Consider the following 25,802-nt stretch of genomic DNA (forward strand, 5'->3'; position numbering starts at 1 on the left):
CAAATTGACAAATACCAAAAAATAAACATAATAAGAATCTTTATAAGCATTTATCCAACAATTTTTAATTATTTGAATCAATATTTGCAAAAAATCATTTTACTATAATTTTCTTAACACATTTATTTTAACAAAATTTATAGATATTATAACAATATCAGCAAAAAAGCACTTTTTATGATTGCAATTTATTAATTTTATGATAAGCTAAAATTAGCAATAAATAAATTTGAAATATTAAGAGATTTTGGTCCTTTTTGATTGTTTATTGTTGTAATTTTAATTACTCCTTTTTTATTTTGTTATAAATTGATTATTTTGCTTTATAATTATTTTATTGACTAACTTATTACATTTAGTTTATCGACTATTTTTTTAAATTTGATAATTGCTAATTAAACAACAATTTACAACTTAAACTTATAAATTATAAACTTTATTTCTCCAAAAAAGATAGGTATCAAACCATGAAAACATTAATTATTTTAAAAGATTTAACCAAAGTATTTGACAATCAATTAATTTTAAGAGGCATAAATTTAGAAATTAAACAAAATGAATTTGTCACTTTATTAGGTCCTTCAGGTTGTGGAAAAACTACTATTTTACGTATTTTAGGCGGTTTTGAAAACCCTAGTAGCGGAGAGGTTTTATTTCAAGAAAAAAGCATTTTAAATGTAGCTGCTCACAAAAGGCCAATTAATACTGTTTTTCAAAAATACGCTTTATTCCCTCATTTAAATGTCTTTGAAAATGTAGCTTTTGGCTTACGTTTAAAAGATTTTAACTCCAAGATTAAAGCTAATTTAGCTCTTAATAAAACTCATTATCAAACTAACAAAGCCAATTTATCAAAAACTTTTCATCAAGAATTAACCAAAGATTTAACACAAGAAAAAACTACCCAAATTAAACATAACTTTAACAATCAAATTGAAACTTTAACCAAAGATTTTGAAGCAAAACAAACTGCTCTTAAATGCAAAAAAATAAACAAGAAAGAGCAAGAAGAACAAATCCAAAAAGAAGTATTAAAATACCTTAAAATTATGGGTTTACAAGGACTTGAAAAAAGAACCATTGAACAATTATCAGGCGGACAACAACAACGAGTAGCAATTGCAAGAGCTTTAATTAACAAACCCCAAGTTTTATTACTTGATGAGCCTTTATCTAATCTAGATTTAAAATTAAAACAAGAAATGCAATACGAACTTAAAGAAATCCAAAAAAACTCAGGAATTACTTTTTTATTTGTCACTCACGACCAAGAAGAAGCATTTACTATGAGCGATAAAGTAGTTGTCATGAATCATGGCGAAATTCAACAAATAGGAAGTCCTGAAGATATTTACAACGAACCTGCTAATCGTTTTGTAGCTCAATTTGTAGGAGAATCCAACTTAATTAAAGGAGTGATGAAAGATGATTTTTTAGTTCATTTTGACAATCAAACTTTTAATTGTGTAGATAAGGGTTTTCGCAAAGAAGAAAATGTAGATATTGTTATTCGTCCCGAAGACATTGATATTGTCTCCCAAGGAAAAGGCTTAATTACAGGTATAGTACAATCAATTATTTTTAAAGGCGTTCACTGGGAAATTGATGTTAAAACTGCCCAAAGAACCTACACTATTCATACTACTGACCATGTTGAATTAAACAAACAAGTAGATATTACTTTTAATCCTGAAGATATTCATGTAATGGAGATTTGGTAATGAAAAAAACCTATACTTGCAAGGACAATCAAAAACTATACAGACTATTAATTTCGCCTTATTATATTATTTTATTAGGATTAATTATTTTACCTATGGGTTTTATTTTATTTGATTCTTTTCAAGATACTAACCAACAAAACGCATTTTTTTCAACCCGTTTTACTTTACAACACCATCAAGAATTTTTATCCAATCAATCATTTTTATACGTCCTTGCTAGATCAATTGCAATTTCTATTATTGTTACTTTTTGTGTCTTTATCATTGTCTATCCTCTAGCCTATATGATTTCTCGCCTCAAAATGAAATGGCAAAACTTTCTTGTTATTCTCATCAATGGCACTATGTGGATTAATATGATTATCAAAATCCAAGCATTAGTCCAAATATTTCATTTATTACAAAAAACTTTTAATATCAATCTTTTAGAAACTAATTTTGCTATGATTGTAGGGCTTATTTATTTATTTTTACCATTTATGTTTTTGCCTATCTACACTGCAATTATCAAAATAAATCCCCAACTTATTCAAGCATCCAAAGATCTAGGAGCAAACGAATGGCAAATATTGCAAAAAATTATTTGGCCCTTATCACTTTCAGGAGTACTTGCAGGCATTTGTCTTGTCTTTTTACAAACAGCAACTAATATTGTAGCTCCACGTTATCTCGGAGCAACTACCCAAATTACTATTGCTGAATTAATCGAAAACAAAGCTTTATTAAGTGGCGAAATCAAACAAGCTTGTGCAATTGCTATTCATCTTTCTTTAACAATGTTTTTGATTTTTCAAATGTTTAAAAAATTAAGTTTAGGAGAAAGCAAAGATGTCAATTAAATTATCTGGGGCAAAATCCCCCCAAACTGCTTCTAACAAAATCCCAAAAAAACCCAAAAAAACCATTACTAACACCTTATATATCATTTTAGTGTTAAGCTTTATTTATATTCCTATTTTATCTTTAATTATTTTTTCTTTTAACAAAAGCGAAGGCAGAATTGCATCTTTAGTTAATTGGCAAGGTTTTAGTTTTCAATGGTATTCTAAACTTTGGACTGACCAAACAGTTAAAACTGCTATCAAAATAACTTTATACATTGCTTGCCTAACTACTTTAATTTCTACTTTTTTAGGTACTTTTGCAGCCATTAGTCTTGCTCAAAGTCTTAACAAAAAATGGCGCAACATTGTTCTTAATGTAAGTAATTTTTCTATTGTTATTCCTGAAATTATTACTGCTTTAGCATTATTTGTTGTCTTTGGTTTTATGGGTTTGGAATCTGGTTTTTGGAAAATGCTTTTAGCCCACATATCTTTTTGCACTCCTTTTGTAGTTATTACTGTCTATCCTAAAGTAATAAATCTTGACCCTCATTCTTTAGAAGCAGCCTATGATTTAGGAGCAACCCCACTCAAAGCTTTAACCAAAGTAATACTACCTCAACTTAAAGGAGCTATGCTTTTAGGAGCCACTCTTGCTTTTAGTCTTTCTTTTGATGACTTTATGATTTCTTATTTTGTAGGTGGTTCTGAATGCCAAAATATTTCTGCTTATATCTACAGCCTCAAAGGAACTATTAACCCAACTGTAAATGCTTTATCTACTATTTTAATTATTATTGCTAGTTCTAAAATTATCCTTAATTTCATCAAATACAACAACCAAAAACAAAACCAAAGGAAAAATGCCAAAATAGAAGCAGAGGCAAATAACAATGAAAATGAAAGTACAAATGGAGCTACAACAATAACTACAAACAAAACCACAACCACTAACACAAAAACAAGCACAAAGACAAACACCAATGAAAACGAATTTAATACCAAATGAAAAAGACAATTAAAACTGTAGCAACAACATTGCTTTTCATTTTAACAACAACTTTTGTTATTCTTATTATTCTTAATCTTAAAAACAAAAATATACTTCCCCAACACCAAGAAGAACAAACATTAACATTATTTAATTGGGGCGAATACTTAGAACCTAGCATTATTGAAAAGTTTGAAAAAGAAACTCACATCAAAGTTAAACAAGTTCTTTTTTCTTCTAACGAACTTGCAGTTACCAAAATTAAAAGTAAAAACCAATATGATCTAGCTATTTTAAGTGAATATGCAATTGATCAATTAAGACAAAGCAAAATGTTAGAAACAATAGATGATGGTGAATTAATAAAAGATGATAAACATTATTATGAATTAAACAAAGACCTCCAAGACAAACTCCCTTCTGAATTTAACAATTACGCCGTTCCTTATTTTTGGGGCAAAGTAGTTATTCTTTATAATAAAAACAAAATAACTCAAGATCAAATTAATGAACTCAAAGATCAAAATAAAGGTTTTAAATATTTAAAAGACACCAATTTAAAAGTAGCTTTATGCAATAACGCTCGCGACGGTTTAATGGTAGGTCTAAAAGCTACTGAAGGAAAAATTGCAAACCCTTCCCCAGATGAATTAAATGAAGCCAAAAAATGGCTCTTAGAACTAAAAGAACAAAAACCTAACTTAACTTTTATAAACGACCAATTAATGGACCGCATGAAAAATAAAAATAACGAATACTATGATATAGTTATTGCTTATTCAGGAGATGCTAATTTTTTAAAAGAACAAAATAATAATCTAGATTATTTTTCACCTACAGAAGGAACCAACGTTTGGGTTGATGCTTTGGTAATGCCTAAAGGAAGCAAAAAAACCCTAGCTTATAAGTTCATCAATTTTTTAAGACAAAAAGAAAATTACAAAAACAATTTAGCTTTTACTAAATATAATTCTCCTTATGTTGGATTAGAAACTTCTCCAGGAATTCCCCAAATAGAATTCAAAGTTAACGATGAAGTTTACAAATACGACCAAACCACCCAAAAAACCATCAATACTTATTGGAACGACATTATTGCTTTTCCCAGCCAAAAAGATTATTGGCTATTTATCTTAAGTTTTTTCATTTTTTTAGCTATTTTTATCATATATTTCCATCATAAATTCAAAAATAAATTACGTTTAGACCAATTGCCCCAAAAAATAAAAACTTTAATATAATTTGTTCTAACCCCAAATATTAATCAATTAATATTCAAAAAACCAACTTTTAAGTTGGTTTTTCCTTTATAAATGAAACAATTAAAACTAATTTGGTATTCAATTAATTATTTTTTTCAATTTTTTTTATATAAAGATAAATTGCAATAATAAAAACAGCCAACAACAAAATAAATAATATATAGGCAAATATTTTTATATTGTAAATGTGTGTGTCATAAGTTTGAGATTGTAAATCACCCACATAAGCTACTTTATTATTGGTGTGGGGCAAATAAACTTTATTTTTTTGAGTATTTTTATCCACTAAAACATTTGTAAGAGGCAATGTTGGTTCTACATTACTACTTTTGCCCCAAGTATAACGATGTTGCCAATCAACTACTTTATTATTTTCGGTACTTGTTTCTAAATAATGTATTTGGGATGTTTGTCTACCATTTTTATCATAAGTAGCATCCCAAGTATCATAATGTTGCCAATCAACTACTTTATTATTTTCGGTACTTGTTTCTAAATAATGTCTTTTAGAAGTTTGCTTTTGGTTTGCATCATAAGTAGCATCCCAAGTATCATCATTTTTAAAATCCACTAATTTATCTTTTTCAGTACTTCCTTGCAAATAATGCCTTTCTAATAATTGATTACCATTTTTATCATAGGTTTTATCCCAAGTATCATGATGTTTGCAATTAACTAATTTATTATTTTCGGTGCTTTGAGCTAAAAAATATCTTTTAGATGTTTGTCTACCATTTTTATCATAAGTAGCATCCCAAGTATCAGGATTTTGCCAATCAACTAATTTATTATTTTCGGCGCTTTGAGCTAAAAAATATCTTTTAGATGTTTGTCTACCATTTTTATCATAAGTAGCATCCCAAACATTATAATGCGTCCAATCAACTACTTTATTATCTTGCGTACTTTCTAATTTGTAATGTCTTTGTGCTATTTGATTTCCGTTGGTATCATAAATTGCATCATAAGTATCAGGATTTTGCCAATCAACTAATTTATTATCTTGCGTGCTTTCTTCTAAATATTTTCTTTTTTCTATAACTCCAGTAGCTAAATTTTCTTTTAATGGATTATTTGCCCAAACTGTAATTATATTTCCTAATAATACAATAAAAATCCATAATGCCAATAACAACAAGCACACCTTAGCCAACAAAAAATGCTTGGGTTGTTCTAAATTATTCACTTTGTAAAAAAACTCTTTTCTAATATGGCAATTATAAATAATTCCAACTTGAAAAAATTGCTATTATTTATTTTAATTATACAATTATCTCTTATTTTGTTTTTTATAATTGTAATAGTATTAAATACTATGTAAAATTATTATATCGCAAAATAGATAAAAATATACTTAATTTTTATTAATATTTCTTTGTTGTAATGCTTTATAAATTATTATATATATTATTTTATTGTGGGATAAAACCTAAAACTGATAAACAAACTTATTTTAAGCCTTGAACTTCAATTTGTGTGTGTTTGTTTCTACACATATTAATACAAGCATCATTAACAAGTGTTTCGATGGTACGATTAGAACGCTTCATAATGTCATTTTCAATTGCATCATTAAAATTTTGGGTGAGATAATTTAGTGCATCATCAGAAATTGGGTTTTTACAGATATTTTTAACTAAGAATTTCATAAAGTCTTTGCGTGGTTCTTTTTCAAGGGTTTTTTGTAGGCGATTACTGAGTTTTTTTCAAAATATTGTTTCTTTTAAAAAAAATCTTTTTCTTATTACCTATATTATAACATTACTAATTTCAATAATTTAAAGTTTTTAAAGTTTTTAAAGTTTTTAAAGTTTTTAAAGTTTTTATATTTTATTTGATAATTTTATTTGTTTTTTTTACAACAAAAAAAGCCGTCCAATAATTAGGACAGCAAAATTAATTAAAAATATTGAAAATCAAATTAAACTTTGAATATAATTATTTTCAAGATATCTATACCAATATTGACATTCAATTTTTTTCAATATTTTAATATCTATATCTTTTTTTTCATAATCTTTTTTAAGTTTTAATTTAAGTTTTTGTAACTTAAAATATTTTTTAAAATTCTTATTAAGAAAATGATTTTTTGGTTGAATACCAGATAAATTTAAACTAAAATAATTAGAATTTTGAAATTGATCTGAATTCATATAAGATTTACACAACAAAGTTAAATTATGTGGAATTTTAATATTTCTTCCATTAACTCTTTGTTTAATATTCCAATCAAATATATTAGAAAAGTTAAAATTAACAATTGGAAATGGACTTAATTCTATTTCTTTAATTATATCATAAGGAAATAATGCCAAAAAAGATTTTTGCGGACAAGTAAACATGTACGAGAAAATCCAAACAAATGACGACTATAAAAATCAATTCCTTTATTAGAATTTGTTTCAATTAGTTTATCATTTTTAGAAAAATATTTACTAACATATGAAACAATTTTATTGACATAATCTTTTTTATCAAAAGTACCTTTATAAAAAGCTTTACATTTACTAATTTCAATTTTTTCAAATAAAAGATTTTTTTTGATGGTCTAAAAATTTGTATATTTTGACTAATGGGATTTAAATGTTTATAATATTTTATATTATTTTTATTCATAACATATGCATAAGCATTAGCCCAAAGCAAAGTAATTTTTGGCACTTTAACATTATTTTTCTCGTAATAATTTTGAGGTATTTTAATATTACCTTTTTCATCTATTTTATGCATTAAATAATCATCATAAAAAATACTCTTATTCCCTTTAATAGGTCGGTTTTTCAAACACAAAAAAGCATAATCTTTATCAGTACACAAATAACGTGAGTATACGCCAAAAGAATTTAAAACATCAATATTAAAAATAATATGGTAATGAATAACTCCTAATTTAGTAGTTTCCAAAGACCAAAAATATCGAAAATCTTGCATTTTAGAATAAACCAACTCTTTTTTAGAGAATTGTTGAAATAAACTTGATAAATAATTTTTTCTCACTAAACGAATAAAACGTTCCCTTACTTGCCCCATAATATGAGGTTCATGAGTATATTTTATAGTTTTACCTTGTAAATCATCACAAAGAGCTGTCAAAGTAATAAAAGATATTCTTTTAGAATCTTTAAAATTATATAAAAGTTTATCCTTAGCATTTTGTGAAGAATCTCGATAATGCCTTAAAATTTTTGATTTTGGTTTAATTTATTGCAATTTATTTTCTTTTAATTGTTTTTTTAAAGAATAATCAAATTCCAAATCATCATCACTTAATGACAAATACCTTTCTTCTTTTTTTTCTTTTAAATGTTTTTTATAACATTTAATTCGTTCCAAAGGTTCAAACATAAAATAATTAAACCCTTTTAAACGAGTTTCATAACCATTATCTTTTTATTTACTTTATAAATATTTTTAGAAATTTCCTTAAATAAAACACATAATTTTAAATAACATTTCCTATAATAAGATTCAGTAATTTGATTAAATTTATGTTGTTTTTCTAATTGGTTAACTTTTTCATTATAAATTTTAATAGTAGTAGATAATTCATCATAATTTTCTATATCTTTTGAATTAGGTAAACAAATTTTTAAATAATCTAAATCAAAAATTTTATCATTTAATCCTTTTGTAAAATCATCAGAAATTAATTCTTTTTTTATTAAGGAATAAAAATAATCTATAAAAATAGAAGAATCATTCAAAGTTAAAATTTCAATATCACGTTTAGCAGGTGTTATTGCAGTATAAATTATTTTTTTTCTAAAACTTCATCTTGTGATTCCTTTCGATTTTGCCAACCAATTAAATAAACGGATTCTTTTTCATATCCTTTATATCCATGTATAGTTGACAAAACAATTTCATTTTCTTTACTATTATTATAAGATGTAGTAAAAAGGAATTTGGTTTTTGTAAAACTCATCTTTAAGTTTTTGTAATTAACCATTACTACGGCAAAGAACAGCTGTAGAATAAATTAAAGATTTTTTAATTTTTTCACACAAATAATTAATTTGTTGATAAAAATTATCAAAAAAAGAAAAATTTATAAAATCTCTATATTTTTTTTCACTAAAAGATAATTGTAAATATTCCTTATTATCAATTAATTCATTAGCTGCTTTAACAATATTAATACCTTTGGAACGATAATTAACATTTAAAAAATGTTTTTCAGGTTTAAAATCTTTTACAAAAAGTTCCAAAATACGTTCACTAGAACCAAAAGAACTATAAATATTTTGAGTATAATCACCAAAAAAATATAAAGAATTTGGTTTATTAAATAAAAGTTTTCTTATAATAAAATAATAAAAATAATTTAAATCTTGAAATTCATCAATAAAAACAGGACGATTATAAATTAAACCATTATTTCTTTCAACAAATTCAATATAATCACTAGTTTTAATTAATAAACCATCAAAAGTTATTAAATTATTATCGCTTAATTTTTCATAATATAAATTTAATAGTAATTCAAAAGATTTTTTTAAGACTTTATCATCAATTTTAATAGATGAATAACAATTTTCTTTTTGAAAAGTTAAACGTATTAAATTATTTAATTCCTGTAAAAGCTTTCTAAATGAATATTTTCTTTGTTCTTTAAAATACAATTTTAAATCTTGATTTTCTTTTAAAATATTTAATTTAGTTTCATCATCAATAAATTTTCTTTGTTGTGCTGTTTCATTAAAAATATTATATTTTAAATAACAAGAATAAGCAAAACTATGAAATGTTCTAATTTCATAGTTTTCTTTTAAATATTTTTCTAATTCATCATCATTATAAGAATGATAATCTTCTTTTAATGATGAAAATAATTTATCATAAATAACATTTTTAGTAGCATTAGTAGCTACCAAAATTAAAGGTTTTTCTTTTCCTAAATCTTTTAATTTTTCAATTAAAATGGTAGTTTTGCCAGAACCAGCTCCACCCATGTATATACATGCAAGAAGCATCTGAATTAATAATATCTTTTTGTTCTTTTGATAAATTAAATAACATCTTATTCTCCTTTATAATATTAAAAACCCCTAAATCCCCAAAGGGGACTTTATAGGAGAGTGTGTAATAGATTAATTTAGATGTACTTCGGCTGGCCGCCTAGTTCGCTCTGCTCGTCTTTGAATACTTTTAAATATTAATTTTCTTTTCTTATTCATCATTAAAGATTTCTTACTTCTTTAATTGTACCGTCAGAATTGTATTCGGTACACTTGATTTCATTCCCTGCTTGGGGGTCGAACTCGATGATGGAGATGATTGTACCGTCAGAATTGTAGAAGGTACACTTGTTTCTCTTCCATGTTTGGGGGTCGAACTCGATGATGTAGTTGAATGTTTTACCATCTTCTAGATAATAAGTTAATTTGATTATTTTGCCTTCGGGGGTGTATTCATTAATAGAGAAAATAGTTTTACCATCTGGACGATAAACTATTTCTTCTTCTACTAAAGCTTTAACTGTTTCTTTTAGTTTTTGATTTTCTTGATGTAATTGTTCATTTAATTCCCTTGCTTTTTGTTCAATATCAGTTTTTAATAATATTCTTCTTTCTTCGGTTTCTAAATGATATTTATAAGCAAGCCCACCTATCCAAAACACAAAAAACAGTAATGTTCCAATAGTAATTAAAAAAGGAATTATTTTATAATGTTTATTGACTATTCTAAAACTTGACATTTTTAAACCTCTTTTTTATTATCAAAAATAATTAAAGAATTTTTTTAGCATTTTCAAATACCCATAAATATAGGAAATTAATAAAAAATAATAAAACGAAACTCAATATTATTATAACCTTTTTAAACAAAAATAAAAAGAATTTTAAAACAATTAAAATAATATCTAATATCCTTAAAACAATTTTAAATAACAAATCACCTATTTTAATAAAAGAATTTAAAAGAAAACTTTGAATTTCTTTAAAAAAATAGATAACAACGCCACCAACAGTAAAAGTAAAAATCATCTTTGCTATTTCTTTTAATTTTTCCCACATACTTTCACTAGGGTCCATTAATTTTTGACCGGTAAGAAAAGAGATAGAACTTTTTATATAACCTATAATACTACCAAAAACATCAATAAAAATTTTTAATATTTGCATTAAAAAATTAAAAAAAGAACTAAATAATTTCAAAGGATAAATTAAAAATATTAATTTTTCCCATATAAAAACAATTACTGTCTTTATAATATTAAAAAAATTAAAAAATTATTATCCCAACCAACAGTAAAACCAAACAAAAAAGATGATTTAGTAAAAAAAATACTATAAAAAATACTATATAATAAATAAAAAAAATATTTAAAATCAAAGGAAATTAAATATTTTAAAAAATTAAAACTAAAAATCATCTTCATCATTATCAATAGATTCTACAATCAAATTTCTTTTTTGATTGATTAATTCCTTTTTTAATTCCAAATTTTCTTTTAATAATTTATCTAAATCATTAGTATTTGTTTCTTTTTTTCATTATCATCATCTTTTTTTATTTCATCAAAAAGTCCTTCAGAAAAAATAAGACCACCATTTTCTCCAAATTCTTTAATCATTCTATGAACATGTTCTTTATATATACCCAAATAATTACTCATTTGAGATATTATCCTAATTAAAGCTCCAAACTCTCTAACAGTAATTTGTCCATTTTTAATATATTTATTTACTACAAAATGCAATTCATCACTAAAATTATATTTACTTTTCAATTCTTTAATATAAAAATAAATCCAATAAATAAAAATACCAAAGATAAAAGAAGTAAAAGAAATAAATACTTTAGATTCAACAATATTAATAATTGTTTGTTGTATATCCATCAATTATTCCTTTCTATAAAATTATTCCCTTTTTAATTTCTTTATTATTTCAACTATTTTATTATCTTTTTGAATTGTTTCTAATTCTTTATTATTTTTGATAAAAAAATTAATATATAAAAAAATACCAATAATTGCGCCCATCAATAAACAAATAAAATTATCAAATAGATTATATTTTTTCATCTAATTTTCCTTTATTCTTTTTCAACCTTTTCATAATCTAATTTTTCAAAAAGTAATTTAGGCATAAAGTGAGCTATTAAACAAAATGAAAAATTACCAATAACAAAAATATAAATGAGAGTTGTAAAAATTTCATGATTAATTTGAAAAAATGAAAATAAACTCAAAAAACCAAATAATACAAAAATTCCAAAACTAATTAAAATCATTAAAGCCATTATTACACCAAATAAATTCAAATAAACATCATTTATATTTATTCCCAAATCAGTTCCGCAACATTGACAATGTTCGTAAAATTCTTTTTTTATTTTTTGTTTTTTATCCATTTTAAAAAAATCCTTAATTTTAAATTAATTTATTCATATATTATCTCTTAATGAGTGTTTTTTTAAAAAAACACTCATTATTTAATCCATGTAATTTTAGTTGCATCAGGAACAATAAACCAAGTTTATAAGCTGCAAATATAAAAATACAACCAAGAGCAATTAAAATTAATATTTGTCTTAAAGTCATTTTTTATCCTCCTTTTTATTATTTAGCTATTGATAAATAACCTTTTGAAGCAAAATAAACAATCAAAGGAATAACAATGCCTAATGTAGGTAAAATACAATATGTAAAAAAACTGCCTAAAGTTAATTTATTTCTTCTAAAAGATTTTTTACTGAAATAAGAACGTCTGTAATTGCTCGCCATTTTAATCTCCTTTTTTATTATTTAATAAGAAAAATATTTTTTAGTATTTAGAAACAATAAGGAAACCAACTTAAAAGTTGGCATTTTTTTTAATGGGTCTTTAATCGCCTACAATATTTGAGGGTTTAACTCCAATTTTGTAAGTAAATCTTGATTTAATGGCATCATCCATTTTATCTAAATAATTTGTAGCTGCAATTAAAAATATGGGCTTAGTTGGGTTATTTTTTTGCTAGTTAATTCTTCTTTGAAAGCCGTAACAGCTTCACTTTGTCCTTTATGATGCTCACGTATTTGTGTAAGATCAACAAAAACCTCTTCACATTCATCAACAAAAATGATAGCACCACCGCGTTCATCAGCAATTTTTCTTGCACTATCAAATAAAGAATGTACTGCCTTTACACTTTCTCCTACATATTTTTGAGCAAAATCAGCACCAGTACATTTAGCAACAAGTTAAAAATGAGTATCTTTCATAAAACAATTAGCAAAAAAGTTTTTCCAGTGCCAGGAACTCCATATAATAAAATTCCTTTGGGAGGATCTATTTTACCTTTGCCTTCAAACATTTTGGCATTTGTAACAAAATCTAGTACTTTTTGAGCTGCCAATTTTTCTTCTTTCATTCCAAATAAATCATCCATATATTTTTTGTTAGGATTAAAATTGTTTAATTCAAATTGAACTGACGCATGGAATGCATCTATAACACTCCATTTGGGAGTTGAAGGTGATTTTTCAGATAAAGATGGAGTTTGTTGTTATGGTAGGTGGAGTTGTTGTTGGTTGTGGTTGAAATTGAGGTCTAAAAGCTAAAATTAAAACTATTGCAACTAAAGAAAAAGCAATTAAAGTAATAGCGCAGTTTCGATTTTAAATGATTTATTCAAAAAATTTAAATTGAGATCTTTTTCTTGATTATCCATAAGATAATTTCTCACTTTCGTTTTATTTTGTTATTTTTAAAAGTTAGTTGGTTGTCAATAAATCAAACAATTATATTGTTATATCAAATTTATAAATCACTATTTTTATAACTTGCCTAAAACTTTATAAATGAATTAGTTTTTATTTTAATGAATTGATTATCACAAACAAAACTTTTTTAACAATTAATAATTATTTGATTATCTCTATTATATCTCTTTCAAAAAAAATAAAACAAATTTAAATAAAACAAATAACAAACTAAATAATTCTATCAATAATCTCATAATTTTACTTATAAGTCATAAAAACTAAATTTTGGCTCCCTTAACTTCTTTGTTTTATAAGAGAAAAATTAAAATATGTTATAATTAAAATAGGTTTTTATTTACCTTAAATAAAAAATCTTTCCTAATCATACCAATACGAAAAAAATATTCCATTCCTTATTATTATCTAATTATATTAAAGAAATTTTTTCGAAGAAAGGCAACCAAGATGAACAAAGATAAAGTTATTCAATTTATTGACGGACAATTATTTAAAAACATGATTACTAACGGAGCTATCAATTTACAAAACAACTACCAAACCATTGATAATTTAAATGTTTTTCCCGTACCAGATAGAGATACAGGAACTAATATGAAAATTACTATGATGTCAGGCGTTAAAGAAATGAGCAATTTAGAAACTCGTTCCATAGTAGAAGTATCCCAAGTTTTATCAAAAGCATTATTAATGGGTGCCAAAGGCAATTCAGGAGTTATTTTATCCCAATTTTTTGCAGGAATGGCACAAACTTACCAAAAACTCAATAAAGAAACTATCAATATTAATGATTTTATACATTCACTTGAAGGAGGTTACCAAAAAGCTTACCAAGCTATTATAGAACCTCAAGAAGGCACTATTTTAACTGTTTTTCGTGAAGCTGTTAAACAAACTCTCAAAGCTAAATCCCAATTTAGTACTATTGAAGATGTTTTATCCAATTTCTTACAAAACGCCCAAAAAACTCTTTCCCAAACAACTGAATTATTAGAAGTCTTAAAACAAGCAGGAGTAGTTGATAGTGGAGGGGCTGGCTTTGTTGAAATCCTTAAAGGAATGTTATTATTTTTACAAGACCAAAAACTACTTCAAGTAAACCAAAATACCCAAACACACACAAATCCTGATAAAATACAAACGTTGGGACAAGTTAATATTAAATATACTTATTGCACTGAATACATTTTTCAAATCAAAACATCCCAAGAAAAAAACCTTGATATGAAACAACTTAAACAAGCTTTATTACAAATAGGAGATTCTTTAGTTTTAGTTAAAGACCAAGAAATTCTAAAAATACATATCCATACCAACAAACCAGGACAAGTTTTAGAAAAACTCTTAACTTATGGCACATTAAAGGTAAGCAAAATTGACAACATGAAAGAACAACATCAATCAATTTTAGATCAAAAACACGACACATTTACCCTACAACAAGAACCTACCCCAGACCCAAAGTCACCTTCAAACTTACCTAACTCAAATAAAGATCAAAAATATTTTTTTATTGCATTTGTAAATGATACCAAAAGCCAAAAAGTCTTTGCTGACCTTAAAGTAAATCACATTATAAAACAATCTACTTTTAACCCTACTACTTTTGAAAAACTTCTCCAAACAAATACTTCCCAAAACATCATTATCCTACCTAATGACACATCTCTTTTAGAAAAGCTTACAACCCAACTAAAACAATTACAAGGAACCAATCAAGAAATTGTCCTTTTACAAACTAAAAACATCGCTCAAGGATACAGTGCTCTTTTAGCTTTTGATAAATCATTGGATTTAGTACAAAACAAAACTATCATGGAAGAAACTATCAAAAACATCCAAACAGGAAAAATTATCTATGCTGATAAAAAAGATGCTAAAAACATATCCAATCAAACTCTTTTAGAAAAAGAATATTTATCTGTTTGGGAAGAAAAAATAATAGCTACTAATAAAGATAAATATCAAGCATTAAAAACATTACTCCAAAAAATGATTAAACCTCATCAAACCTTTTTAACTGTTTTTTATAATCCTTCATGTACTGATGAAAAAGAATTAGAAAAACTAGAAACTTTCTTAGAAACTAATTACGACCACATTGAATTAGAAACCTTAGAAAGCCAAAATAACAACATTCCTTACATTGTTTCATTAGAATAACAAAAGTGATCTATAAGATCATTTTTAAGCGGATATGACGGAACGGTAGACGTGCATGCTTGAGGGGCATGTAAGAAATATCTTGTGTGAGTTCAAATCTCACTATCCGCACCATTAATTTATTTATTTTAATTAAAATCATTATATTATAATATTATATTAAAAACCCCCTTTTTATTAAGGGGGTTTTCTTATTAGATTTCATGTTATTAAGAAATATAAAAACAATAATAAAAGATACAATAATTACAGTAATATAGATAAAATGTTTGTTTATTTGTTTCATTTTAAAATCAACTTTCTTATGTATTTAAAATATTTAATATCATTTTATTATTGTTATCTAAAATTACATAACTTGCCTATATTATACATAATTTTAATAAAAAACAATTGCAAAGATATTTTATTATATTTATATTTTATACTGAAATTATTCCCACAATAAAACAAAAAGCAAGTTTTAATTAAAGCTTGCTTTTATGATATCTATAATATATTATATATCTATTTATTTTTTTAACAAATATTTATTTACAATTTGATTTAAATCATCTAAATATAAAGTTTCTTTTATTAATAACTCTTGGGCTATCATTTACAATAAATCAAAATATTTATCAATAAGATCTTTTGTATATTTATAATAAATATGAAATTCATCTATTTTATAATTTTGTTCCAAAAGGCGATCTACTTTATTAAAATCCCCTTTAGAACCTATCGCTACTAAATGATAAGGCATTTTTCCATGATCTGATAAAAAACGTTCTGCAGCTGTTCCCCCTAAAAAAAATAAAGTAGCTAATTCCCAATCATATTTTTTATAATAAAACTCTGAATAACCTAAACCTTCTGCAGAAGGTTTAATTGTTACCTTATACATTTCAAAATATTGAGGAAAAAGTAAGGCCATTACTGTATGACCTGCTTCATGATAAGCTGTAATTTCTTTTTTCGATAAATAAAAAGGATAAGATTCAGTTCCATTATAATTATAAGGATCTAAATAACTTGCATGTTGAGTTAATGTAAACCCGTGGGTAAACCTAAACACCAATTCAAAAAGCCCTCCAAGGCTGTTTTGAATTGGGTTATAATAATTAATACTTAATTCGGGTTTAATCTTATTAGAAACATATATCATTAATATTATTTTATTTAATATTAAATAAAATAATATTAATGATACTAATTAAATATAAAAACTCTTGATAGGTTTTTATATTTAATTAGCATATATAAATTTATTATAATATATCATAATTTATAATGTTTATTATCTAAAAATGTGCCCGTCAAATTTAACAATTTAACGGGCAAATACCCCCACCTAAAAACTAATGAATTTTGAGTATAAAAAAACCACCCCCTAAATCCCCAAAGGGGACTTTATAGGAGGAGGGTTAAGGGTTAATTTAATATACTTCGGCTGGACGCCTAGTTCGCTACGCTCGTCTTTGAATACTAATCATATTATATAGTAATTTAATAAATATATTTTAAAATTCAGTTTTTTATTATTTTTTAGTTATAATTATTTTTGGAATTAATAAAAAATATTAAGATAATTGGTGTTAATAATGCAAAAATTAAAAAAAAATAAGATTATTACAAAATATGATTTCTCACATTCAAACCATTAATAAAAAAATAGTTTTTAAACTGGTTAAACAATTTGTCAAAGACTTCAATTTAACTACTATTTTTAAAAACAATTCGTATTAATCGCATTACTTATTATTATTGGCTAAAAATTGAAAAAAAGTTAAAATTAAAAGAAACAAAATATTTTTTGCAACAACAACGTATTCAAACTTTATGTTTGCAACATGAATATTTTTACGGTCATCGTAAAATTACTGATTTATACCAAGAAATTTTTAACGAATTTATTACTAAGAAAAAAGTTTATCTTATCATGAAAGAAAATAATATTTGTTGTAAGTTAAGGCCTAAAAAAAATAAATATTATTATAAAAATTTAAAATCTAACCTCAAAGTAATCCCAAATTTAATTAATCAAGACTTTACTACCTACCAACCCATGCAAAAACTATTTACCGATGTTACTTATTTCCCCACTCCCCAAGGATTTATTTATTTTTCGTGTATTATTGATGCTTTTAATAATCAAATTATTGCCTTCCACACTTCAAACCGACAAGATAAAGAATTAATTTTAAATACAATCAAAAAAATTCCTCCTTTAAAAACCCTTGTATTATTCATTCTGACCAAGGTAAAGTTTATCAATCTATAAAAGTACAAAAAATTTTAACTAAAAAAAGGGTTTTTAATTAGCATGTCTCGTAAAGCAACCCCACGTGATAACGCTGTCATTGAAAATCTTTTTGGCCAGATGAAAAGTATTTTATCCAACCAACATCCTTTTTTATTCCAAAAACCCCAAGCTAAAATCCAAAAAATTATCAATCAATTTCCTTCTTTTTGGAATAATAGCAAGCTTTAATTAAAGATTGCTTTTATGATATCTATAATACATTATATTAATTTAACAATTAAACGCTGTTATTAGGGCAAAAAAAGCTAAATAATAAAGTTTTTTAATAAAAAAATATAATACATCTAAATTATATAATGTATGGAGCGGGCGAGGGGAATCGAACCCCCGTCTCATGCTTGGCAAGCACGTATAATAACCACTATACGACGCCCACATCATCTTAATTTTTGTTTTGGTGCCCTTAACAAGAATTGAACTTGTATTTCAGCATTACCATTGCTACGTTCTGCCGTTAAACTATAAGGGCTTAACATATTTTATTATATCAAAAAAAATATCAAAATGCAAATTTTTAACGAAAAAAATGAAAATTTTACCAAAAAACGTCAAAAAAGTAAAAAAAATAAAAAAAAGTGTGTAAAAATGTTTGACTCTAAAAATAAATGAGTTATAATAGATAATAGGTTATGAAACCGAAATAATTTAAAAGAAGGAGTATTATTAATAATGCAAGACAAAAAACAACAGGGAACATGTAGATGGTTTTCTAAAGACAAAGGCTACGGATTTATCGTTTCAGCTGATGGGAAAGATATTTTCGTACATTACAGTTCTATTCAAACTGAAGTCTTTGGAAGAAAAACACTTAATGAAAACGACAAGGTTGAATTCACTGTTAAAGAAGGCGACCTCGGAGCTCAAGCTGTAGATGTTGTTGTAGTTAACGAATAATTTCATTAATAATCGAACAAAGGAAGGGATGCAAATCCCTTTTTTGTTATATATATTGAGCTTTTTGTTTGCTTGTGTAATTTTGATTTTAGTTTAGTTTAAATTTAGATAATTTTATCTTTGGCGCTTTTACAAAATTTTAAATTTATTGGTTATAATTTTTGAATGGGCACAAAGAATAAATTAATCAAAAATATGATCCATTCCAAAAACACAAATAACAAATCTAAAAATAACTTGATTTAAAAAAGGTTTTTTGAGTTAAAATAAAAATATGGGGATGTTTTGGATTTGCCAAGGTCAACGAAATTTATATAGCATATCTTGGTTACGCAAGTAAAAACGTCGAGGTTATAATAACCGGAAATAACAAACAAACTGTAACAAATACACAAGATTTTGCTGGACAAACTCCAGTTTATCAAATGAATTTTGCAAACAGTTTTTCTTCACAATTAGCTTTTGCTTAAATAAATAAGCAAAACCCGCACTTAAATTAACTTACGATTTAAGGAAGGCAATAAGGTAAGTTTTGCTAATTGGGTTTGTCTTTGCTCTTTTAGCAAATATCAAAAAGACTAGTAATTTATGGATTTTGTTTGTTTTTTCATAAATTGCGAACTTACAAAATAAACTAAATATGTAGAATATATAAATTAAAGTGATTTTGTACATGGGTTCGACTCCCATCATCTCCACCAAAATAAATTATAAATTATTTGCTTGTGTTATTACGTTTTTCCCAAAAAGAATATTTTTAATCCTTGACCAAGTTAAAACTGTCTTATTAGGAATCTTGTTTTTCGGAAAAATCATAAAAGTGAGTAAGGGTACGAATTTTTTCAATAATTTTGTATACCTTAACTTCACTATTAGCATTTTCAGCTCCATGCAAATGCAATAAATAATTGTGCAGTTCATTAAAGGGCAAATTACTACTAATAAAAAGGGGCAACTTTTTTTCAGCTCTATCATACAACAAAGGAAGCAAAATTTCATCACGAAACCAAGGTGTCATATTTTCTGAACCTAGGTCATCCAAAATCAAACACTTAACATTTTTTAATTGTTGCAACCTTGTTTCTAAAGTATTATTATACAAAAAATTTCTAAATTTTCTAGTTATATCAGGCATAAAAAGAAAAATAACAGAAATTTGTTTTTGAATTAATTCATAAGCTATTTTTTTCAAAAAAATAGTTTTTCCAGTATTAAAAGAACCCGACAAATAAAAACCTTTGGTAGATTTTTCAAAATGTTTAATAATTTGTTTCATCTCTTTTAATGCTTTTTGCTTAGAATCATTATCCACTACAAATTGCCTCACTAAATGAGCATCAAAATTAATGCTACTATCAAACAATGCATTTTGCGATTGCCAATGTTCCTTAAAATAAAGAGCTTGAGATTTAACAGTAGGAACCCAAACAACTCTTAAAGGATTAGTTTTTATTTCTTGGCGATTCCCATATTCATTTTCTTGATCTTTGGTGAGCAAAAAATGATAAATAACTGGCAGTTCATCATCAGAGATATCTAAATTTTTGGTTTCTTCGCACTGTGCAATCATTTTCCTAATTTTTATTTTTATATCTGAAAATTCCATAAATTAATTTTTCACCTCTTTTGCTTTTGTAAAATGTTATCAAATTGAATTGATTCCTTGTAATAATAAATCATCCAAAAAATTATGACTGTTTTTTCTTTTTAAAATCTTCTAACCATTTAGGAGAAATTTGTGGTTTTTTTAAATTAGATCTAAACTTGGTTTGGGATTGGTTTTTTTCTTGTTCCATATAAAAATCATATGCTGTTTCAGTATCAAAAATCCCTTTTTGCTCCCAAGATTTTAAGATTTTTTCCAAATAAACCACTGAGGGCACAAAGCCTTTTCGTTCCAAAATATAAGTTAAAAGCACATTGACTAGCCCCGGTTCTAAATTGTTTCTTTCCATAAATTGAAAAACAGTATCAGCCGCAGTGGCTTGCATATTTTTAGGACAATGATTTATAATAATTCTTTGAGTAGAATCTTTACGTTTGAGCAAAGCAATCGTATCTTGTTCATTATCTTGCGTTTTTTTCGCAAAAACCAAATTTTGATTTTGAGTATGTATCTGATAATATCTTTTTACACCTAGGCTTAATTTGGATAGTTCGATTTCGCTGGGCTTTGGAAAAGTTTTTTGATATATTTCCGAAAGTGTAGCTTCATCTAAATTATAAACTAAGCTTAATTTTTGAATAAAATCACTTGTTTGATTGCAAGTTAAAGATGGTTTTTTGAAACGTTGGGGCAATTTTTGCAAAAATAATTTATAATCAAAAGCGTTATTTAAAAACTGTCTTGGAGAAGAATTTGTTTGGTTATTGGGACAAGTAAAATCAGTTGGTAAATCCATTTTTTGCACTTGAAACAAATCATCAAATTTTTTACTAATGTCTTGAAAAGCGTCCCAATTATTTTTTTTAGTGGAAGCTTCTTTACTAAAATGATTTTGCAAACTCAAAAAAGTAGCCTCCCCCACTTCACTTAATAAAAAATTACTAAAAAGAGGGTCTTTAAAAAACTCTTGAGATCTGCACGGCAAATTAAGCCAATAAATTCTTTCTTGGGTTTCGGAATTGCAAAAAGTTTGGAGTAAATTAAGAGCTTCTAATTTTTCTTGTGCTTCTAAAAAATCATTTTTTGAAACCGCACTCAAATCAAATAAAAATTGATGTTGATAAAAAATATTAGGTTTTAGAGTTGCTAAAATATGATAAATACCAAGCGCATGAGTGCCTATTAGTGGTTGATAAAGCAAACTTAGGCTTTGATGGTCTTCAAGCGACAAAAAAACTGAATTTTTGATTTGAAATAAATTTAGATGACTAAGCATAAAAACCTCTTTTTTAAAAATATTGATCTATTTTATAGTTGAAAATAAATCAATTATAATTCTTTATTAGGATTATGATTTTGACAAACAGGACAAAGATAAGTGCCTCTGCCGCCAACTTTGATTTTGATAATTTTAGTTTGACAGTTAATACAAGGCTTATTAACTTTGCCATGCACTTGTAATTTGTTTTGAAAATAGCCTATAATGCCTGGCTGAGATTCAAAAGTACTTACAGTAGTTCCGCCCAGTTTAATGGCTTTGGTAAGTACTTTTTGGGAAATTGTTACAATTTCTTGCACTTGTTCCAAAGACAGTTCGCAAGCTTTAGTTTCAGGATGCAATTTTACTAAAAACAAAACTTCATTAACATAAATATTGCCTAATCCAGAAATTATTTTTTGATTTAATAAAACTTTTTTCAAAGCGCTTTTGGTCTTTAATATTTTTTGATACAAAACAACTGGATTGATTTCAAAAGGATCTAAGGCTAGTTGATGCAAGGTAGTTTGGGTTAAAAAAATGTTCTGATTCTTAACTTCAAATCTACCAAATTTCCTAAAATCATAATATCTTAAAGAACTTTTATCCTCCAAAATAATTGCAAAATGTTCGTATTTGTGTTTAGGCTCATCGCAAGGTTTGATAAATAATTTTCCTTCCATTCTCAAATGCCCTATTAAAACTAATTCTTGAGTTAAAAAAAATAATAAAAATTTACCTTTTCTTTGAATATCCAAAATGGTAGTTTGTTCAATTTTTTGAAATTCTTTGGTATTTTTAACAGCAGGCTCATAAAATACCTTAGTTGCAACAATTTTTTTTCCTATTAACTGTGTTTGTAAAAAATCTACAATAATTTGGACTTCAGGTAATTCTGGCATGCATTTGCTCCTTTTTTATCTTTGTTTTTGGATTGCAATTGTTCTTATGTTTTTTATTTTGCTTTTTTATTTTGCTTTTTTATTTTGCTTTTTTATTTTGCTTTTTTATTTTGCTTTTTTATTTTGCTTTTTTATTTTGCTTTTTTATTGATTTGGATATTTAACATTTCTATTTTATAAATAAATTATAAATAAATTATAAATAAATTATAAATAAATTATAAATAATAAGATTTGTCCAATTAAATATTACCATTATCTAAAATAAAAAAATAATTCAAATGTTTAGAAATTAAATCTATGTTTTGTTGCAAATAATCATTTAAAGCAAAATAAGTAATTTTAGCAGTTTCATTGTTTCGTTCTAAATGGCGCAATAATTGCAATATGACAATTTTTTTCATATCTAAAATATTTTCTTGTAAAAAAACATATAATGTTTCTAAATCAAAATTCGGAGTTAATTTTTGATTACCAAAAAAAACTTTTCTTTTCAATAAAGTTAATGCATATTTTTTTTCTTTGATTTGTTGTAATAAACTTTGATAATAATTTATAATTTCATCATCCAAACTTAAATATTGATGGATAAAATCTTGGGCACAATTCGAAGAAATATTTAATTCAGGGATAATTGCTTTTATCCACGCATCCACATCAAAATTCGTTGTTTCAGAAAGTTTTTGAGAGTCCTTTTTGATTTCTGATTTGGGCGCATTTACAAAAAATTGTAAGGTTTGTTCATAATTTAAAAGATGATTGTTTTCAATTTTAAAGTAATTTTTAATTTTTTGAATATTTCCTAAAGTAGCTAAAATTTTTAACGAAAAGCAAAAAAAATTATCATTAATTAAATAATTATAAGATTTTTTATTGTTTATTATATTTAAAAAACAACTATTTTGATACCCAAAAACATCTTTGAATGATTTTAATTGGTTGATGTGAGTTTCTTGTGCTTGTGCTTGTTCTTGTTCTTGCCCTTGATTTGTTTTTGGTATTTTTTCTTGTTGTGTCTCTATTTTTTCATCCGTATTTTTTTCTATTGGCTGTGCTTCTATTATTTGTTTTTGTTGTACTAAATTAGTTTCATATTCTAATTGGGCTAAAATATTTGATAAGGGAAGTTCTATTTCTTGAAACAAAAATAATTGGTTTTGAGCTTTTAAATGATGCAAAAAGCTATTTTTGATGGCGTGTAATAAAAAAGCTTTAAAAGCTACTTTTTGCTCTAAAATAAAAATGTTTTGAGATAATTGGCTTACATAATTTGTGTTATTCAAAATATCTATTTTGGCTATAATATTACTAAATTCAAGATTTTTCAAAGGAAATAAAAGATAAGAAGCACAAACTAAATCAAAGATAACTCCGTTGAGTTCTTGATGTTTTGTTTTTAAAAAAAGTTGTGTTGCTTGATTGTGAAAAACAATTTTATAAAAATTAGCATCTTTTAGATAATTGCAAAAGTTATTATTATCAAAAGCCAAATTAGCATCTATAAAAAAATGTTTATTTTCATTGGAAAAACCAATTCCTTGCAAAAAAGTATTTGAGTCATTTTCTTTTTCTAACTCAAAAAAACAAGCCCAAATTTGGTGTGGTTGGATTTGAGCCAAAAAAGCATTTAGAGAGTTTTGGTCTTTGATAATTTGAAAATGAAAATTGTTTTGAGGTGGGTTGGCGCCTTGTTCTTGAACTTTTGGAGCGTTATTGTCATTATTGTTAGTGGTGTTGTTGTTGATAGGTCTGTTTTGATTTGTTTGGTTTAAATTATTATCATTTTCTAAATTGCTATCTTTTTCTACTTCTTGCACTTCTTTGGATTTGGGGGATGCTTCCTTATTATTATAATTTGCATTTGTATTTGTGGTATTTGGTTCTTTTTCAATTCTTGCATATTTGGTAATAGCTAAGCGTCTAAAATCCATTTCTTCATAAAAATTTTTAAGGTTTTGCGCCAAACGTATTTGTATTTCTGTTTGCATACAATCAAAGGGCAAGGGAACTTTAAGGTCAATTGCGGTAATTATTTTGCTAAGTTCTAAATCAGCTTGGGAATTTTGGATTTTGGTTTTTAAAATAGGTTTAATGTTGTCTAAATTTTGCATCAAATTATCTAGGGAATCGTATTCTTGTAATAACTTTTGAGCAGTTTTAGGTCCTATTCCCAATACTCCTTTAATGTTATCAGAAGGATCACCAATTAAACTTTTATAATCAATCATTTGATATTCTTTAAGACCGTATTCTTCAAACAAAGTAGGAGGTGTATAGCATTTAATTTCACGCAATCCTTTTTTAAGCAAACAAACAGTAATTTTTTCATCTACTAATTGCAATAAATCCCGATCACTTGAATAAATAGATACTGTCTTATTTTGATTGCTTGCTTCTTTAGCTAAAGTGCCTATAATATCATCGGCTTCGTATTCGTCTTGGACATGATATTTAACGCCGATTAGGTCTAAATATTGTTTAATCAAAGGAATTTGACTAATCAATGCAGAAGGTGTTTCTGGTCTTCCTTGTTTGTAAGCATCGTATAATTGGTGTCTTTTGGTAGGTTTATGAGTATCAAAAGCTACTAAAATATAGCCTTTCGTTTCTTCTAAAATTTTTTCAAACATTCTAATAAAAGACAAAAGAGCATTAGTGTAGATCCCTTTTTTATTTTGCAAAAGGGGTTTATATTTGCTTGCAGTTGCGTGATATGCTCGAAATAAAAGCGAATTACCATCAACTAAAACTAAATGTTTCATTGTTTCTCCTATTTATTTTATCGTTTAGCTAATAGCCAAAATTGGATTATAAGTTAATAATGATTGTGTTATTTATAAGAAAATAATTAATATAATATTAAAAAAAGAAAGTTTGGAAAAACTTTCTTAGAATACAAGGTTTTGTTTGGGTTTTTATTTTATTGCGTTTATAAAAAGATTTTATAATTTTAATTATAATGAGTTTTTTAATGAAGTCTTTAAGGCAAAACAAATCCATAAATAACTTTAAAAGATTTTTTTAAGTCTTCAATTCTAATGTCACTTTGCCCTTGGGTTTCGTAGTGAGCATTGATAATTGCATCATCTAAAAGATATTCCATAGTGCGTTGTCCTGTTTTGGATTTATCAGTTAATTTTTCCAATGCATCATTAATTGT

28 protein-coding genes, 3 tRNA genes, 1 other RNA gene and 2 pseudogenes are annotated in these 25,802 nt (G+C 25.6%); 9 read left to right on the forward strand and 25 right to left on the reverse strand.

The genetic code is table 11. From position 1 onward, the window contains the following. Window positions 1-467: 467 nt before the first annotated feature. Genes HGD80_RS02055 through HGD80_RS02070 form a run of 4 tightly spaced genes read left to right on the forward strand, consistent with a single transcriptional unit; the run spans window position 468 to window position 4,780 of the window. Window positions 468-1,721 (forward strand): ABC transporter ATP-binding protein, encoded by a 1,254-nt coding sequence (locus HGD80_RS02055; RefSeq protein ID WP_219475469.1) that lies wholly within the window; start codon window positions 468-470, stop codon window positions 1,719-1,721. Continuing rightward, window positions 1,715-2,563, forward strand: a complete 849-nt coding sequence (locus HGD80_RS02060) for an ABC transporter permease (RefSeq protein ID WP_219475471.1) — start codon at window positions 1,715-1,717, stop codon at window positions 2,561-2,563. Before HGD80_RS02055 ends, HGD80_RS02060 begins: the two co-directional genes overlap by 7 nt. After that, entirely contained in the window at window positions 2,553-3,557 is a 1,005-nt protein-coding gene (locus HGD80_RS02065; protein ID WP_219475473.1) for an ABC transporter permease, read from the forward strand. The genes HGD80_RS02060 and HGD80_RS02065 overlap by 11 nt, the downstream gene beginning before the upstream one ends. After that, a complete protein-coding gene (locus HGD80_RS02070; protein ID WP_219475474.1) occupies window positions 3,554-4,780 on the forward strand; it encodes an ABC transporter substrate-binding protein in 1,227 nt (408 codons plus the stop codon). Before HGD80_RS02065 ends, HGD80_RS02070 begins: the two co-directional genes overlap by 4 nt. Window positions 4,781-4,883: 103 nt before the next feature. Here the strand turns inward: HGD80_RS02070 and HGD80_RS02075 are convergent, their stop codons facing one another. The 17 genes and pseudogenes from HGD80_RS02075 to HGD80_RS02130 form a co-directional block, all read right to left on the reverse strand. Next, the gene (locus HGD80_RS02075) at window positions 4,884-5,936 is read right to left on the reverse strand and encodes a hypothetical protein (RefSeq protein ID WP_219475476.1); all 1,053 of its coding nucleotides are present in this window, start codon (window positions 5,934-5,936) and stop codon (window positions 4,884-4,886) included. 313 nt (window positions 5,937-6,249) lie between these two features. Then, entirely contained in the window at window positions 6,250-6,450 is a 201-nt protein-coding gene (locus tag HGD80_RS02080; protein ID WP_219475478.1) for a hypothetical protein, read from the reverse strand. Window positions 6,451-6,717: 267 nt separating this feature from the next. Further along, window positions 6,718-7,143, reverse strand: coding sequence for a hypothetical protein (locus tag HGD80_RS04835; RefSeq protein WP_225904422.1), 426 nt, complete (start codon window positions 7,141-7,143; stop codon window positions 6,718-6,720). 64 nt (window positions 7,144-7,207) lie between these two features. Continuing rightward, entirely contained in the window at window positions 7,208-7,894 is a 687-nt protein-coding gene (locus tag HGD80_RS04840) for a hypothetical protein (protein WP_225904423.1), read from the reverse strand. A gap of 108 nt (window positions 7,895-8,002) precedes the next feature. After that, window positions 8,003-8,146 (reverse strand): hypothetical protein, encoded by a 144-nt coding sequence (locus HGD80_RS04845; protein ID WP_225904424.1) that lies wholly within the window; start codon window positions 8,144-8,146, stop codon window positions 8,003-8,005. Between the two features lie 17 nt (window positions 8,147-8,163). Further along, complete coding sequence (locus HGD80_RS04850; protein ID WP_225904425.1) at window positions 8,164-8,505, reverse strand: hypothetical protein; 342 nt, start codon at window positions 8,503-8,505, stop codon at window positions 8,164-8,166. A gap of 47 nt (window positions 8,506-8,552) precedes the next feature. Next, the gene (locus HGD80_RS04855; protein ID WP_225904426.1) at window positions 8,553-8,726 is read right to left on the reverse strand and encodes a hypothetical protein; all 174 of its coding nucleotides are present in this window, start codon (window positions 8,724-8,726) and stop codon (window positions 8,553-8,555) included. A 16-nt stretch (window positions 8,727-8,742) separates the two neighbouring features. Next, window positions 8,743-9,753 (reverse strand): UvrD-helicase domain-containing protein, encoded by a 1,011-nt coding sequence (locus HGD80_RS04860; protein WP_264081100.1) that lies wholly within the window; start codon window positions 9,751-9,753, stop codon window positions 8,743-8,745. Window positions 9,754-9,980: 227 nt separating this feature from the next. Beyond that, a complete protein-coding gene (locus HGD80_RS02090; protein WP_219475479.1) occupies window positions 9,981-10,499 on the reverse strand; it encodes a DUF2963 domain-containing protein in 519 nt (172 codons plus the stop codon). Window positions 10,500-10,530: 31 nt separating this feature from the next. Next, the gene (locus tag HGD80_RS04865; protein WP_225904428.1) at window positions 10,531-10,926 is read right to left on the reverse strand and encodes a hypothetical protein; all 396 of its coding nucleotides are present in this window, start codon (window positions 10,924-10,926) and stop codon (window positions 10,531-10,533) included. A gap of 341 nt (window positions 10,927-11,267) precedes the next feature. Continuing rightward, window positions 11,268-11,645, reverse strand: a complete 378-nt coding sequence (locus HGD80_RS02100; protein WP_225904429.1) for a hypothetical protein — start codon at window positions 11,643-11,645, stop codon at window positions 11,268-11,270. Window positions 11,646-11,666: 21 nt separating this feature from the next. Beyond that, window positions 11,667-11,831 carry a hypothetical protein gene (locus HGD80_RS02105; protein WP_219475482.1) on the reverse strand — a complete coding sequence of 55 codons (165 nt, stop codon included), beginning with the start codon at window positions 11,829-11,831 and terminating at the stop codon, window positions 11,667-11,669. An 11-nt stretch (window positions 11,832-11,842) separates the two neighbouring features. Further along, on the reverse strand, window positions 11,843-12,160 hold the full coding sequence (locus HGD80_RS02110) for a hypothetical protein (protein ID WP_219475484.1): 318 nt from the start codon (window positions 12,158-12,160) through the stop codon (window positions 11,843-11,845). Between the two features lie 40 nt (window positions 12,161-12,200). Next, window positions 12,201-12,350 carry a hypothetical protein gene (locus HGD80_RS02115; RefSeq protein WP_219475486.1) on the reverse strand — a complete coding sequence of 50 codons (150 nt, stop codon included), beginning with the start codon at window positions 12,348-12,350 and terminating at the stop codon, window positions 12,201-12,203. An 18-nt stretch (window positions 12,351-12,368) separates the two neighbouring features. Then, complete coding sequence (locus HGD80_RS02120; protein ID WP_219475488.1) at window positions 12,369-12,533, reverse strand: hypothetical protein; 165 nt, start codon at window positions 12,531-12,533, stop codon at window positions 12,369-12,371. Window positions 12,534-12,731: 198 nt separating this feature from the next. Continuing rightward, window positions 12,732-12,920: pseudogene (locus tag HGD80_RS05700) on the reverse strand (ATP-dependent Zn protease); the annotation flags it as partial. An 89-nt stretch (window positions 12,921-13,009) separates the two neighbouring features. Next, window positions 13,010-13,180 (reverse strand): hypothetical protein, encoded by a 171-nt coding sequence (locus tag HGD80_RS02130; protein WP_219475490.1) that lies wholly within the window; start codon window positions 13,178-13,180, stop codon window positions 13,010-13,012. A 781-nt stretch (window positions 13,181-13,961) separates the two neighbouring features. On the opposite strand from HGD80_RS02130, the gene HGD80_RS02135 reads away from it, so the two are divergent. Then, the gene (locus HGD80_RS02135) at window positions 13,962-15,677 is read left to right on the forward strand and encodes a DAK2 domain-containing protein (RefSeq protein ID WP_219475493.1); all 1,716 of its coding nucleotides are present in this window, start codon (window positions 13,962-13,964) and stop codon (window positions 15,675-15,677) included. 28 nt (window positions 15,678-15,705) lie between these two features. Continuing rightward, window positions 15,706-15,791, forward strand: a tRNA-Leu gene (locus HGD80_RS02140). Window positions 15,792-16,275: 484 nt separating this feature from the next. Here the strand turns inward: HGD80_RS02140 and HGD80_RS02145 are convergent. Beyond that, on the reverse strand, window positions 16,276-16,824 hold the full coding sequence (locus HGD80_RS02145; RefSeq protein WP_219475495.1) for a hypothetical protein: 549 nt from the start codon (window positions 16,822-16,824) through the stop codon (window positions 16,276-16,278). A gap of 436 nt (window positions 16,825-17,260) precedes the next feature. On the opposite strand from HGD80_RS02145, the pseudogene HGD80_RS02150 reads away from it, so the two are divergent. Then, a pseudogene (locus HGD80_RS02150) lies at window positions 17,261-18,150 on the forward strand (IS3 family transposase). Window positions 18,151-18,283: 133 nt separating this feature from the next. Here the strand turns inward: HGD80_RS02150 and HGD80_RS02155 are convergent. Further along, window positions 18,284-18,358, reverse strand: a tRNA-Gly gene (locus tag HGD80_RS02155). A gap of 19 nt (window positions 18,359-18,377) precedes the next feature. Beyond that, a tRNA-Thr gene (locus HGD80_RS02160) sits at window positions 18,378-18,451 on the reverse strand. Window positions 18,452-18,651: 200 nt separating this feature from the next. Between HGD80_RS02160 and HGD80_RS02165 the strand changes: the two genes are divergently transcribed. Both HGD80_RS02165 and ssrA read left to right on the forward strand, forming a co-directional pair. After that, window positions 18,652-18,876 (forward strand): cold-shock protein, encoded by a 225-nt coding sequence (locus HGD80_RS02165; protein ID WP_069028065.1) that lies wholly within the window; start codon window positions 18,652-18,654, stop codon window positions 18,874-18,876. Window positions 18,877-19,152: 276 nt separating this feature from the next. Beyond that, window positions 19,153-19,577: a transfer-messenger RNA gene (gene ssrA / locus HGD80_RS02170) on the forward strand. A gap of 86 nt (window positions 19,578-19,663) precedes the next feature. On the opposite strand, the gene HGD80_RS02175 is transcribed toward ssrA, so the two are convergent. The 5 genes from HGD80_RS02175 to HGD80_RS02195 form a co-directional block, all read right to left on the reverse strand. Then, window positions 19,664-20,482 carry an ATP-binding protein gene (locus HGD80_RS02175; RefSeq protein WP_219475497.1) on the reverse strand — a complete coding sequence of 273 codons (819 nt, stop codon included), beginning with the start codon at window positions 20,480-20,482 and terminating at the stop codon, window positions 19,664-19,666. Window positions 20,483-20,564: 82 nt separating this feature from the next. Beyond that, complete coding sequence (locus HGD80_RS02180) at window positions 20,565-21,758, reverse strand: DnaD domain protein (protein ID WP_219475500.1); 1,194 nt, start codon at window positions 21,756-21,758, stop codon at window positions 20,565-20,567. Window positions 21,759-21,811: 53 nt separating this feature from the next. Continuing rightward, on the reverse strand, window positions 21,812-22,642 hold the full coding sequence (gene mutM, locus HGD80_RS02185; protein WP_219475502.1) for a DNA-formamidopyrimidine glycosylase: 831 nt from the start codon (window positions 22,640-22,642) through the stop codon (window positions 21,812-21,814). A 242-nt stretch (window positions 22,643-22,884) separates the two neighbouring features. Further along, a complete protein-coding gene (locus HGD80_RS04870) occupies window positions 22,885-25,404 on the reverse strand; it encodes a 5'-3' exonuclease H3TH domain-containing protein (protein WP_225904430.1) in 2,520 nt (839 codons plus the stop codon). A gap of 218 nt (window positions 25,405-25,622) precedes the next feature. Beyond that, entirely contained in the window at window positions 25,623-25,787 is a 165-nt protein-coding gene (locus tag HGD80_RS02195; protein ID WP_219475505.1) for a hypothetical protein, read from the reverse strand. Between the last annotated feature and the right edge of the window lie 15 nt (window positions 25,788-25,802).

Origin of the sequence: Paulownia witches'-broom phytoplasma, assembly GCF_019396865.1 — a bacterium.
GTDB classification, from domain to species: domain Bacteria; phylum Bacillota_I; class Bacilli_A; order Acholeplasmatales; family Acholeplasmataceae; genus Phytoplasma; species Phytoplasma asteris.